We start from the raw sequence: 13,019 nt of genomic DNA on the forward strand, positions 1-13,019 counted from the left end.
TATCCACGGAGACAACCATGCAGATTCTCGCCATCATCCTCGGCCTGATCGTGATCGCGATCCTCGCCATCCTGGCGATTGCCGCAACCAAGCCCGCCACGTTCAGCATTCGGCGAACGACCGATGTCGATGCCGCACCGGAAGCAATCTTTCCGCTGATCAATGACTTCCGCAATTGGCACGACTGGTCGCCGTGGGAAGCGCTCGACCCCGACCTCAAGCGCAAGATGAGTGGCGCCGAATCGGGTCGCGGCGCGGTCTACGAATGGGAGGGCAACAAGAAGGTCGGCAGCGGCCGGATGGAGATCACCGAGGTGACGGCACCGACCAAGGTGGTCATCAAGCTCGACTTCCTGAAGCCGTTCGAGGCGCACAATCTGGCGCGCTTCACCATGGAGCCGCAGAACGGAAAAACGCGGCTGAATTGGGAAATGACCGGCCCATCGCCCTTCATGTCCAAGGTGATGCAGGTGTTCATGAACTTCGACACGATGGTCGGCACGGACTTCGAAAAGGGCCTCGCCAGCCTCAAGGCGATCGCCGAACGGCAGCGCCTCGCCGGCTCGTGAGTCCGCCGATCTGGCGCAACAAGGCCTGTCGCCCCGCCGGGGCGGCACTATCTTCATCAGGATGTGGGGCAGCACGAAAGGAGACTGACATGCTTGGTCAAATCAACGCCGTTGCCAATCTGGCCGTCAAGGACCTCGGGCGCGCCAAGACCTTCTATGAGCGCACGCTCGGCCTCAAGGAGGTCGACCATATGGGCGAGGAGGTGTCGGTGCTGAAGAGCGGCGACACCGTGATCAACGTCTACCGGTCGGACTATGCCGGAACCAACAAGGCGACAGCGGTAAGCTGGGCCGTCGGCGACAAGATCGACAGTCTGGTCGATGAGTTGAAGTCGAAAGGCGTGACATTCGAGCACTACGACATGCCGGATACCCGCCATGAAGGCGACGTCCATGTCTTCGGCGACATCAGGGTTGCCTGGTTCAAGGATCCCGACGGGAACATACTGAACCTCATCAACCAGTGATTTTCATAGCAAGTGCAATGTGATGGCTGGCCTAATCGATCGGCGCCGGATAGTTTTGCGGCATGATCGACAAGCTCGAATTCTTCATCGCACTCGCAAGGGAGCAACATTTCGGACGCGCAGCCGAGGAATGCGGCGTCACCCAGCCGACGCTTTCGGCCGGGATCAAGCAGCTCGAGGACATCCTGGGCGTGATGCTGGTGCAGCGCGGCTCGCGCTTCCAGGGCCTGACGCCGGAAGGCCGGCAGGTGCTGGACTGGGCGCGGCGCATCGTCGGCGACACCCGCGCCATGCGCGAGGAAATGCGCGCCGCCCGCCACGGCCTTTCGGGCCGCATCCGGATCGCCGCCATTCCGACGGCACTCGCGATGGTGCCGCGGCTGACGACGCCGTTTCGCGACAAGCATCCCGGCGTCACCTTCTCGATCCTGTCGCGGACGTCGATCGAAGTGCTGTCGCTGCTCGGCAATTTCGAGATCGATGCGGGAATCACCTATCTCGACAACGAACCGCTGGGGCGCGTGACCAGCGTGCCGCTCTATGCCGAGCGCTATCAGCTGATCACCGCTGCCGGGAACGAATATTCCGATCGTGACAAGGTGACGTGGGAAGAGGTGAGCACGCTGCCGCTTTGCCTCCTGACCCCCGACATGCAGAACCGCCGCATCATCGACCAGCACCTCGCCGACGCCGGCGTGCAGGTCCGGCCAACGCTCGAATCGAACTCGATGATCGTGCTGTTTTCGCACATCCGCACCGGCAAATGGTCGTCGATCATGCCGCTGAACCTCGCGGAAACCTTCGGTTTTGCCGAACCTATCAGGGCGATTCCGATCGTCGAGCCGGATGCCAGCCACAATGTCGGACTGGTCGTGGCGCGGCGCGATCCGAACACCACGCTGGTGCAGGCGCTGCTTGACGAAGCCATGACGCTGGCAGGCGATTTTCGCCGTCAATCCTGAGCTAGGCTTTTCCTGCTTTCGTCCACTCGATAGAAAATTTTTATCATGTGACGAAACAGCTTTATTGATTCCGGCTGCCAAAATCGGGTTCAATAGGGAAATAGCGCCCATGTTAGGCGCCAGTGTCAGGGAGGGCGCTGCGTGGTCATGCAGCCAGCAAGTACCGAACTCGCCGCGCGCACGGCCGCGGTGATCAGCGAAATGAAGTACCTCGAGGGTCCGCTGATCCCGATTCTTCACGGCGTCCAGGAGGAATTCGGCTATGTTCCCCAGGAGACCCTGCCGATCATCGCCGAGGCGCTGAACATTTCGCGGGCCGAAGTCCACGGCGTCTTCACCTTCTACCACGATTTCCGCCACAACCCGGCTGGACGGCATGTGCTGAAGGTCTGCCAGGCCGAGGCCTGCCAGTCGATGGGCAGCGATGCCATCGCCGCCCAGATCAAGCAGACGCTCGGCATCGGCTTCCACGAGACCAGCAAGGACGGCGCGGTCACGCTGGAGCCGATCTATTGCCTGGGCCTGTGCGCCTGCGCTCCCGCCGCGATGCTCGACGGCCAGGTGATCGGCCGGCTTGACGCAGACAAGATCGAAGAAATCGCCGAAGAGGTGCGCAAATGAGCGTGACGATCTACGTTCCCGGCGATTCCGGCGCGCTTTCGCTCGGTGCCGAAAAGGTCGCCAAGGCTATCGCCAAAGAGGCGGCCGAGCGCGGCGTCGACGCCAAGATCGTGCGCAACGGTTCGCGCGGCCTGTACTGGCTCGAGCCGATGGTCGAGGTCGTTACCGATGTCGGCCGCACAGCCTACGGTCCCGTGTCGACCAAGGACGTGGCGTCGCTGTTCGACGCAGGTTTCATCACCGGCGGCCAGCACAAGCTGTCGCTCGGTGACCCGGAAAAGCTGCCCTACGTCGCCAAGCAGACGCGCCTGACCTTCGCCCGCTGCGGCATCACCGACCCGTTGTCGCTGGAAGACTACGAGGCGCATGGCGGCCTGACCGGCCTGCGCAACGCGGTCAAGATGGCCCCTGCCGACGTCGTCAAGCAGGTGACCGAGTCCGGCCTGCGCGGCCGCGGCGGCGCCGGTTTCCCGACCGGCATCAAGTGGAAGACGGTTCTCGATACCCCCGGCGAGCAGAAATACATCGTCTGCAACGCCGACGAAGGCGACTCGGCAACCTTCGCCGACCGCATGATCATGGAAGGCGATCCCTTCGTGCTGATCGAAGGCATGGCGATCGCCGGCCTCGCGACCCACGCGACCAAGGGCTACGTCTACATCCGCTCCGAATATCCGCATGCGATCGCGGTGATGACGAAGGCGGTGGAAGTCGCCAAGAAGGCCGGCATTCTCGGCAAGAGCGTTCTCGGATCCTCCCAAGGCTTTGACATCGAGATCCGCTCCGGCGCCGGCGCCTATGTCTGCGGCGAAGAAACCTCGCTGCTGAACAGCCTGGAAGGCAAGCGCGGCGTGGTCCGCGCCAAGCCGCCGCTGCCGGCGATCCAGGGCCTGTTCGGCAAGCCCACCGTCATCAACAACGTGATTTCGCTCGCTTCCGTGCCGATCGTCATGGACAAGGGCGCGCAGTACTACAAGGACTTCGGCATGGGCCGCTCGCGCGGCACCATCCCGATCCAGATCGCCGGCAACGTCAAGCATGGCGGCCTGTTCGAAGTGGCCTTCGGCCTGACGCTGGGCGAGATCGTCGACGAGATCGGCGGCGGCACGGCATCGGGACGTCCGGTCAAGGCGGTGCAGGTCGGCGGCCCACTCGGCGCCTATTTCCCGCGCGCTTTGTTCGACACGCCCTTCGACTACGAGGCGTTCGCGGCCAAGGACGGCCTGATCGGCCACGCCGGCATCACCGTGTTCGACGACAGCGCCGACATGCTGAAGCAGGCACGCTTCGCCATGGAATTCTGCGCCATCGAAAGCTGCGGCAAGTGCACGCCCTGCCGCATCGGCTCGACGCGCGGCGTCGAGACGCTGGACAAGCTGGCCCAGAACATCGAGCCGGAGAAGCAGCTCGCGCTGGTGACCGACCTCTGCAACACGATGAAGTTCGGTTCGCTCTGCGCGCTGGGCGGTTTCACGCCTTATCCGGTGATGAGCGCCATCAACCATTTCCCCGAAGATTTCCGGCCGGCAGCGGTCGCACAGGCAGCGGAATAGGAGACAGCATCATGGGTCTCGTACACGAAATCGACTTCGGCACCCCCGCCTCCAAGTCCGAAAAACAAGTCACCCTGATCGTCGACGGCTTCGAGGTCACCGTGCCGGAAGGCACCTCGATCATGCGCGCCTCGATGGAGGCCGGCATCGAGATCCCGAAGCTCTGCGCCACCGACATGGTCGACGCGTTCGGCTCCTGCCGCCTCTGCCTGGTGGAGATCGAGGGCCGCAACGGCACGCCGTCTTCCTGCACCACGCCCGTCATGCCGGGCATGGTGGTGCACACCCAGACCGGCCGCCTGAAGGATATCCGCAAGGGCGTGATGGAGCTCTACATCTCCGACCACCCGCTAGACTGCCTGACCTGTGCCGCCAATGGCGACTGCGAACTGCAGGACATGGCCGGCGCTGTCGGCCTGCGCGACGTGCGCTATGGCTATGAAGGCGACAACCACGTTCGCGCCAAGAACGACGGCGCCGAAAACTTCAAGTGGATGGCCAAGGACGAGTCCAACCCCTACTTCACCTACGATCCGTCCAAGTGCATCGTCTGCTCGCGCTGCGTGCGTGCCTGTGAAGAGGTTCAGGGCACCTTTGCGCTGACCATCGAAGGCCGTGGCTTCGACAGCCGCGTTTCGCCGGGCGTGCACGAGCTGTTCCTCGACAGCGAGTGCGTTTCCTGCGGCGCCTGCGTGCAGGCCTGCCCGACGGCGACGCTGACGGAAAAGTCGGTCATCGAGATCGGCCAGCCCGAGCACTCGGTGGTCACCACCTGCGCCTATTGCGGCGTCGGCTGCTCGTTCAAGGCCGAGATGCGCGGCGAAGAGCTGGTGCGCATGGTGCCGTGGAAAGACGGCAAGGCCAATCGCGGCCACTCCTGCGTCAAGGGCCGCTTCGCCTACGGCTACGCCACCCACAAGGAGCGCATCCTCAACCCGATGATCCGCGAGAAGATCACCGATCCCTGGCGCGAAGTGTCGTGGGAAGAGGCGATCGATTACACGACCAAGGAATTCCGCCGCATCCAGTACCAGTACGGACGCGGCGCCGTGGGCGGCATCACCTCGTCGCGCTGCACCAACGAGGAAACCTTCCTCGTGCAGAAGCTGATCCGCCAGGGTTTCGGCAACAACAACGTCGACACCTGCGCCCGCGTCTGCCACTCGCCGACCGGCTATGGCCTCGGCCAGACCTACGGCACGTCGGCCGGCACGCAGGACTTCGATTCGGTCGAAGACACCGATGTCGCGCTGATCATCGGCGCCAATCCTGCCTCGGCCCACCCGGTGTTCGCTTCACGCCTGAAGAAGCGCCTGCGCGCCGGTGCCAAGCTGATCGTCATCGATCCGCGCCGCACGGAAATGGTGAAGTCGGCCCACATCCTGGCTGAGCATCACCTGGCGCTGAAGCCGGGCACGAACGTGGCCGTGGTTACCGCTCTGGCACATGTCATCGTCACCGAGGGCCTGTTCAACGAGACATTCATCCGCGAGCGCTGCGACTGGTCGGAATTCCAGGATTACGCAGAGTTCGTCTCGGATCCGCGCCACAGCCCCGAGGAAGTCGAGAAGCTTTCGGGCGTTCCGGCGGAGACAATCCGGGGTGCCGCCCGCCTTTACGCCACCGGCGGCAATGGCGCGATCTACTACGGCCTCGGCGTGACCGAGCACAGCCAGGGTTCGACCACGGTCATCGGCATCGCCAACCTCGCCATGCTGACCGGCAATATCGGCCGCAAGGGCGTCGGCGTGAACCCGCTGCGCGGCCAGAACAACGTGCAGGGCGCCTGCGACATGGGCTCGTTCCCGCACGAACTGCCGGGCTACCGCCACATTTCGGGCGACGCCGTGCGCGACATCTATGACAGCCTGTGGGGCGTCAAGCTCGACAACGAGCCGGGCCTGCGCATCCCCAACATGCTGGACGCCGCCGTCGACGGCACGTTCAAGGGCATCTACATCCAGGGTGAGGACATCCTGCAGTCGGACCCCGACACCAAGCACGTGTCGGCCGGCCTCGAGGCGATGGAATGCGTTGTCGTGCAGGACCTGTTCTTGAACGAAACCGCAAATTACGCCCACGTGTTCCTGCCGGGCTCGACCTTCCTCGAGAAGGACGGCACCTTCACCAACGCCGAGCGCCGCATCAACCGCGTGCGCAAGGTGATGACCCCGAAGAACGGTTATGCCGACTGGGAAGTGACGCAGAAACTCGCCCAGGCAATGGGTCTGAACTGGAACTACAAGCACCCGTCCGAGATCATGGACGAGGTTGCCAAGACGACGCCGAGCTTCGCCAACGTCTCCTACGACTTCCTGGAGAAGATGGGCTCGGTGCAGTGGCCGTGCAACGAAAAGGCGCCTGAAGGCACGCCGATCATGCACATCGACGGCTTCGTCCGCGGCAAGGGCAAGTTCATCCGTACCGAATATGTCGCGACGGACGAAAAGACCGGCCCGCGCTTCCCGCTGCTGCTTACCACCGGCCGTATTCTCAGCCAGTACAATGTCGGCGCGCAGACCCGGCGTACCGAAAACGTCGCCTGGCATGCCGAGGACCTGCTGGAAATCCATCCGCACGATGCCGAAAACCGCGGCTTGCGCGACGGCGACTGGGTGCGGCTGCAGAGCCGCGCCGGCGAGACGACGCTCAGGGCGCAGATCACCGACAAGGTGTCGCCAGGCGTGGTCTACACCACCTTCCACCACCCCGACACGCAGGCCAACGTCATCACCACCGACTTCTCGGACTGGGCAACCAACTGTCCGGAGTACAAGGTGACGGCGGTTCAGGTCGGCGCCTCCAACGGGCCGTCGGAATGGCAGAAGGGCTACAACGAGCAGGCACAGCAGAGCCGGCGCATTGCCGGGCATCTGGAAGCGGCGGAGTAGCGACGGCGTGACCACTCGCCCCGCAATCACCCAGACCTCCCGTCTCGCCCGCCGGGCGAGCGGGACGACGGTTGCCAACCGCATGGTGCCCGAAGAGACGCCGGTGGCGTTGTCTTATGGCGGCACCACGCATGCGGTGATGATGGCGAGCCCGGCCGACTTCGACGATTTCGCGCTTGGCTTCTCGCTGACCGAAGGCATCATCGGCTCGGTCGAAGAAATCGAGTCGATCGAGGTGCTGGACGTCGAGGCCGGCATCGACATCCAGATCAGGCTCAAGGACAAGGCGAACAAGCGCTTCGAGCAGCGCCGTCGCCGTCTCGCCGGGCCTGTCGGCTGCGGATTGTGCGGCATCGAATCCATCGAAGAGGCGATGCGCTCGGTCGACGATGTGCACAAGGCAACATCAGGGCTTTCCTCCGACGACATCGTGCAGGCGGTGAAGCTGCTGTCCAAGGTCCAGCCGCTGCATGCGGAGACCGGCGCGGTACACGCAGCCGGCTTCTACGTGCCTGGCAAGGGCATTGTCGCGGCGCGCGAGGATGTAGGCCGCCACAACGCTCTCGACAAGCTTGCCGGCGCCCTCGACAAGGCAGGCATATCGGGCGCGTCGGGCGCCGTGGTCGTGACCAGCCGGGTGTCGGTGGAAATGGTTCAAAAGACGGCCGCCATCGGCGCGCCTTTCATCATTGCCGTATCGGCGCCAACCGCACTGGCCATCCGCACCGCCGAACAGGCCGGCATGACACTGATTGCACTCGTGCGTGGCGACGATTTCGACATCTTCACCCATCCAGACCGCGTAAGTACCGGAGCCGCCAAAAATGTCGCATGAAGAGCACAAGATGGGGACGAAGGAAAAACTCGTCTACATGGCGAACCAGATCGCGACCTTCTTCGAAACCAAACCCCATGACGAGGGTGTGGCCGGTGTCGCCAAGCACATCAACGATTTCTGGGATCCGCGCATGCGGCGCCAGTTCTTCGAGATGTTCGATGAAGGCGGCAAGGGCATGAAGCCGCTTGTCATCGAGGCGGCCGCCACGATCCGTCGCCCCAGGCAGGACGCAGCCTGACCGCACCGAAGCCTGCGGAACAGGCCGTTCCCCCCGACCAAACATCTGCTATGTTAGCCATCCCTAATGGTTTCTACCGATGGGATGGCTCCGATGAGGCCGATCGCGACCCGATATGCGCGCAGCGGTGACGTCCACATAGCCTATCAGGTGGTCGGCCAGGGGCCGATCGACCTCGTTTTTGTTCCCGGCTTCATCTCCAATCTCGACCTGCACTGGGAAGACGAAGGCTACAGCCGGCTGTTGCACCGGTTGTCGTCCTTTTCCCGCCTGATCCTGTTCGACAAGCGCGGCACCGGGCTTTCCGACCGGGTCGACGCGCATGCCCTGCCCAGCCTCGAAACGCGCATGGACGATGTCCGCGCGGTGATGGACGCAGTGGGATCGAGCCGGGCCGCAATCCTGGGCGCCTCCGAAGGCGCGCCGATGGCGATCCTGTTTGCCGCCACCTATCCGGAACGGACGCGCTCGCTGGTGCTCTATGGCGGCTACGCGCAGTTCGACAAATGGGTGATGGGGCGCGAACGGCTCGACGCCTTCATCGAGGCGGCGGCGACCACGTGGGGCACGGGCGCGACGCTGGCTAACTTTGCGCCCGGACGTGTCGACGACAGCCGCTTCGCCAACTGGTGGGCACGCTTCGAGCGGCTGTCGGCCAGCCCGACCGCAGCCGCCGCACTGGCCCGGATGAACGCAGACATCGACGTGCGCGGCGTCCTGGCGAGCATCCGCGCGCCGACGCTGGTGATCCATCGCCGCAACGATGCGCGGGTCAATCCGGACGCCAGCCGCTATCTCGCGCAGAAGATCCCCGGCGCGCGGCTCGCCGAAATCACCGGGCGCGATCACCCGATCTGGACGGGCGACGTCAACCGTGTCGCCGATCTGGTCGAGGAATTCCTGACCGGCACGCATGCAGCACCCGACACGGAGCGGGTACTCGCTGCCCTGCTCGTTACCCGCATTTCGGATACGGCACGGCTGGGCGACCGGATGTGGGCGGAACGCAGCCTGCGCTTTCATGAGACCTGGCGCCTTCTGGTCGGTCGCCACGGCGGCCGTGTAGCCGACCAGCATGGCGAGATGCTGGTCTCGCGCTTCGACGGCCCGGCGCGAGCGGTGCGCTGCGCCGCCGCCTTGCGCGAGGCGGCCCAGGACATCGGCATCGCCAGCGCGCAAGGCGTGCATGTCGGCGAGGTCGAGATGCGCGGACCTCCCTCCGGCCTGGCGATCCGCGTGACGGCACAGATCGCCGACCATGCCGGGCGCGGCGGCATCCTTGCCTCGCGGCTGGTCGCCGACCTCGCCGCCGGCTCGGGCCTGCATTTCGCCGATGCCGGCCGGCTGTCCCTCGACGATCTCGACGAGCCGATGGCGCTGGTCGAGGCGACGTCGGAACAGCACCTGGAGCCGGCATGCCGCAGCAAGGCGATCGCGGTGGAGCCATCGGCACTGACAGTGCGCGAGAACGAGGTGGTGGCGCTGATCGCCGACGGCAAGAGCAATGCCGCGATCGCAGCCGAGCTCAGCCTCAGCGAACACACGGTCAAGCGCCACGTCGCCAACATCCTGTTCAAGCTCGACCTGCCGTCACGCGCGGCGGCAGCCGCCTTTGCCGCCCGCCAGACTGGCCCGGACGGGCCATAGCGGAAATGGCCCGTCCGGGCGAAGCGGAAGAGCCATACCGAGGACTACAAATTCTCCCCAAGCAGGCAGGCAAAATGGCCATGGACCTGCGGATGGAGGAAGTCATGACCAAGGCACGTGAGGTGTTCGCAGCGCTGGCGGTCGCAGCCGGGTTCTCCGCGCTCATCGCATCGAGCGCGCTCGCCGAGGACAGTTCGGCTGAGGCAACCTACCGGGATATCGAGGCCACGCTCGGCTCGGTGCCCGGCTTCTTCAAGCAGTTTCCGGAGTCCGGCATCGCCGGCGCCTGGGCCGAGTTCAAGGGCGTGCAGCTCAATCCCAAGACCGAGCTGGACGGCAAGACCAAGGAACTGCTCGGCCTGGCGGTGGCAGCACAGATACCGTGCCAGTACTGCATCTATTTCCACACCGTAGCGGCCAAGGCCAACGGCGCCACCGACGAGGAAATCCGCGAGGCCGTGGCGATGTCTGCGACCGTGCGGCACTGGTCGACGGTGCTGAACGGCATGCAGGTCGACTACCCGCAATTCAAGCAAGAGGTCGACACGGTGATGGCCGCAGCCAAGGCCAAGTCGCAATAGACCGCTGAGATCAATCAACCGGGCGTCCCGCCGGGGACGCCAACAGGAGGAACAAATGCTTGCCACCAAGGAAGCCGTGACCGGCGCCTCGATCAAGAAGGCGATCGAAGGCCGCGACGGCAAGATGCTGTCCAGCTTCTATGCCGACGACGCGCTGGTGCGCGTCATCGACCGCAACAACCCACCGAGCAAGCCGCGCGAGATCCGCGGCCGGGCTGCGATCACCACGTTCTGGGACGACATCTGCAGCCGGGCGATGACCCACCGCGTCGACACCACCATCGCGCAAGGCGACAGCCTCGCCTTCTCGCAAGCCTGCTCTTACCCCGACGGCACCAAGGTCTTCTGCGCGGCCATGCTTGAACTCAAGGATGGCAAGATCGCGCGGCAGACCGTCGTGCAGGCCTGGGACGAGTGATCGAATGCGGACGAATGGTCGTCCGCAAAAAGGGAGGAAGCCATGTTCGTCGCACGCTGGAAGATCGATGCCCGCTTCGGGCACAAGCAGGGTGCAATCGAGCTGCTGCGCCAATGGGAACGGGAGATCGGTCCGCAGGCCGGCACCGACCAGATGGCGATGCAGATCCTGACCGGATCGATCGGCGCCAAGGAGGCGGCGATCGAGGTCAACCATACGGTCGAGAGCCTGGCGCAACTCGACGACATGTTCGCCAAGATCTCCAAACTCGACGCCCACGCCCAATGGGGCAAACGGCTCGAGCCGCTGGTCGTGTCAGGCTCGTCCTACTGGAACATCTACCGGGTGATTGACTGACGACCACCCGACCACCAATGCCTACTGATGCGTTTCGCCCGGAGGGCGGTCTTCGACCGGCCTTCGGGTACTGTGGCGCAGCGCCAAGAGGAAGATAATCTCGGCGGCGACGACGATCGCAATGATGCGGAAGCCGATGGTCACGGGATCGTGGTCGCCATCGCGCATCAGGTAGCCGCCGATTAGGAAGGCGGAATTCCAGATCAGGGCGCCGCAAAGCGTGGCCAACGCGAAAGGCACGAAGGAAAGCCGCAGGACGCCGGCCTCGAGCGCTAGGTAGGTGCGCGCCACCGGCACCAATTGGGCGATCAGCGAAGCGCGGAAGTTGTTGCGGCGATAAGCCTGCGTCAGCTTCTGATAGGTCGCGTGCTTGAGGAAAACGTACTTGCCGAAGCGCTTGACGGCAGCGTCGGCGCGATCAGGCCCCAGCCAGTTGCCGCCGGCATACCAGATCATCGAACCGAGGGTCGAGCCGACCATGGTCGCAAACATCAGCGCGACAAGCGTCTGCATGTCCGGCGCGGCGGTCATGCCGAGGAACAGCAGCAGCACATGCGACGGCGGGACCGGCGATATCTTCTCGGTGAAGGCCAGGCCGGCGGCACCAAACAGGCCGAAACCCAGGATCGATGGGATCATGCAAAACGCCAGTCGTAACTCTTTGCCGGCTTCATCCTGGTGATCCGATAGAAGGCCGCCGGCGGCAGGTTGCGGAAAGTATGGCCAACGCGCGTCACTTCGAGATCGAGCCTGTCGAGTAGCGGCTGATCGATAGGACAACGGAAGCCGTAGGTGAACATATACATCGCCCCGCCGGGCCTGACATTAGCAAAAACGCCTTCGAGGATGGCGAGTGTCCGGCGCGGCGCGGGCCCGGGCCTCAACCTGGTCCATGAGATCATGCAGATCCATGGCGGCCGCATCGAACTCGCCTGCGGCGAGCAAAGAGGCACCCGCTTCAGGATAGTCTTTGCAAGCGATCCGGCTGCCTAGCCAGCGGCGATGGAGAGCTTCGCGCCGGCATCGGACAGCGCCCCGGTGAGATCGTCCGCTGGCTGCCGGTCGGTGAAGAGTTCGGTGAAACCGGAAAAGCCACAGACCTGGACCAGCCCCTGGCGGCCGAACTTGGTATGGTCGGTGACGACGACCGAACGCTGGCCGCGCGACAGCACCATGCGGGCGAACTCCGCCTCCTCGAGATCGTAGTCCATCACGCCGTTGGCCGCGTCGAGCGCGCCGGCCGAGATCACCGCATGGGTGACGGCGAAGCGGCTGACGAATTCGATGGCCGAGACGCCGAAGGCAGCACCGCTGTCGCTGCGCAGTTCGCCGCCGGCCATGTAGACCTTGTTGCCGTTGACGGTGGCCAGCGTGCGGGCGATGTCGGAGGAGTTGGTCACCACCGTCAGGCGGCGATGGCCGAGCAGTTCCCGGGCAAGATAGCTGGTGGTGGTGCCGGTATCGAGCATGACCGACTCGCCGTCATGGATGGTGGCGGCGACGGCCTTGGCGATGGCACGCTTGGCCTCGGCATTTTCGCGCATGCGGCGCTCGAAGGGCGCCTCGCCGACGGCCGACGGCAGGCCGATGGCACCGTGCATCTTGAGGATCGCTCCGTCGGATGCCAGCGGCTTGACGTCCCGACGCACGGTTTCGAGCGACACGCCGAGCTTGTCGGCAAGGTCGGCGATGGTGATCGTGCCCTCGTCCTCGAGCAGGCGCAGGATTTCGCTGTGACGCTTGGAATGGTTCATCAGGCTGCCCCGCTCGAAGGGCCAGTTTGGCCGTTTCCGAGATTCGCGATGACTGACTCTACCGTATTCATCTCGCGATATTCAACAGATACGGTCAAAAGAACAACAAAAACCACAAATCCG

14 protein-coding genes and 1 pseudogene are annotated in these 13,019 nt (G+C 64.2%); 12 read left to right on the top strand and 3 right to left on the bottom strand.

Going from position 1 to position 13,019, the window contains the following annotated elements:
• Positions 1-17 precede the first annotated feature (17 nt).
• The 12 genes from CO731_RS25805 to CO731_RS25860 all read left to right on the top strand — a co-directional run bounded on the left by CO731_RS25805 (position 18) and on the right by CO731_RS25860 (position 11,142).
• Positions 18-569, top strand: coding sequence for an SRPBCC family protein (locus CO731_RS25805; protein WP_108609449.1), 552 nt, complete (start codon positions 18-20; stop codon positions 567-569).
• Positions 570-658: 89 nt separating this feature from the next.
• Positions 659-1,036, top strand: coding sequence for a VOC family protein (locus tag CO731_RS25810; RefSeq protein WP_108609450.1), 378 nt, complete (start codon positions 659-661; stop codon positions 1,034-1,036).
• Positions 1,037-1,098: 62 nt separating this feature from the next.
• Positions 1,099-1,998: a LysR family transcriptional regulator gene (locus CO731_RS25815; protein WP_108609451.1), complete on the top strand. Its 900-nt coding sequence runs from the start codon at positions 1,099-1,101 to the stop codon at positions 1,996-1,998.
• Positions 1,999-2,139: 141 nt separating this feature from the next.
• Positions 2,140-2,619, top strand: a complete 480-nt coding sequence (locus tag CO731_RS25820) for a formate dehydrogenase subunit gamma (protein WP_108609452.1) — start codon at positions 2,140-2,142, stop codon at positions 2,617-2,619.
• Positions 2,616-4,172, top strand: coding sequence for an NADH-quinone oxidoreductase subunit NuoF (locus CO731_RS25825; RefSeq protein ID WP_108609453.1), 1,557 nt, complete (start codon positions 2,616-2,618; stop codon positions 4,170-4,172). The genes CO731_RS25820 and CO731_RS25825 overlap by 4 nt, the downstream gene beginning before the upstream one ends.
• Positions 4,173-4,183: 11 nt before the next feature.
• Complete coding sequence (gene fdhF / locus CO731_RS25830) at positions 4,184-7,063, top strand: formate dehydrogenase subunit alpha (protein WP_108609454.1); 2,880 nt, start codon at positions 4,184-4,186, stop codon at positions 7,061-7,063.
• A gap of 7 nt (positions 7,064-7,070) precedes the next feature.
• Positions 7,071-7,898 carry a formate dehydrogenase accessory sulfurtransferase FdhD gene (gene fdhD / locus CO731_RS25835; RefSeq protein WP_108609455.1) on the top strand — a complete coding sequence of 276 codons (828 nt, stop codon included), beginning with the start codon at positions 7,071-7,073 and terminating at the stop codon, positions 7,896-7,898.
• On the top strand, positions 7,888-8,139 hold the full coding sequence (locus CO731_RS25840; protein ID WP_108609456.1) for a formate dehydrogenase subunit delta: 252 nt from the start codon (positions 7,888-7,890) through the stop codon (positions 8,137-8,139). The genes fdhD and CO731_RS25840 overlap by 11 nt, the downstream gene beginning before the upstream one ends.
• Positions 8,140-8,232: 93 nt before the next feature.
• On the top strand, positions 8,233-9,786 hold the full coding sequence (locus CO731_RS25845; RefSeq protein WP_108609457.1) for an alpha/beta fold hydrolase: 1,554 nt from the start codon (positions 8,233-8,235) through the stop codon (positions 9,784-9,786).
• Positions 9,787-9,890: 104 nt separating this feature from the next.
• Entirely contained in the window at positions 9,891-10,367 is a 477-nt protein-coding gene (locus CO731_RS25850) for a carboxymuconolactone decarboxylase family protein (RefSeq protein WP_108610061.1), read from the top strand.
• A gap of 55 nt (positions 10,368-10,422) precedes the next feature.
• A complete protein-coding gene (locus CO731_RS25855; protein WP_108609458.1) occupies positions 10,423-10,785 on the top strand; it encodes a nuclear transport factor 2 family protein in 363 nt (120 codons plus the stop codon).
• Positions 10,786-10,827: 42 nt separating this feature from the next.
• The gene (locus CO731_RS25860; RefSeq protein WP_108609459.1) at positions 10,828-11,142 is read left to right on the top strand and encodes a hypothetical protein; all 315 of its coding nucleotides are present in this window, start codon (positions 10,828-10,830) and stop codon (positions 11,140-11,142) included.
• Between the two features lie 21 nt (positions 11,143-11,163).
• On the opposite strand, the gene CO731_RS25865 is transcribed toward CO731_RS25860, so the two are convergent.
• The 3 genes and pseudogenes from CO731_RS25865 to CO731_RS25875 form a co-directional block, all read right to left on the bottom strand.
• Positions 11,164-11,781, bottom strand: coding sequence for a DedA family protein (locus CO731_RS25865; RefSeq protein ID WP_108609460.1), 618 nt, complete (start codon positions 11,779-11,781; stop codon positions 11,164-11,166).
• Positions 11,778-12,011, bottom strand: a pseudogene (locus CO731_RS25870) (SAM-dependent methyltransferase); the annotation flags it as partial. The gene CO731_RS25865 and the pseudogene CO731_RS25870, both read right to left, overlap by 4 nt.
• Positions 12,012-12,131: 120 nt before the next feature.
• Entirely contained in the window at positions 12,132-12,896 is a 765-nt protein-coding gene (locus CO731_RS25875; RefSeq protein ID WP_108609461.1) for a DeoR/GlpR family DNA-binding transcription regulator, read from the bottom strand.
• Between the last annotated feature and the right edge of the window lie 123 nt (positions 12,897-13,019).

The organism is Aminobacter sp. MSH1, from assembly GCF_003071665.1.
Classification (GTDB): Bacteria; Pseudomonadota; Alphaproteobacteria; order Rhizobiales; family Rhizobiaceae; genus Aminobacter; species Aminobacter niigataensis.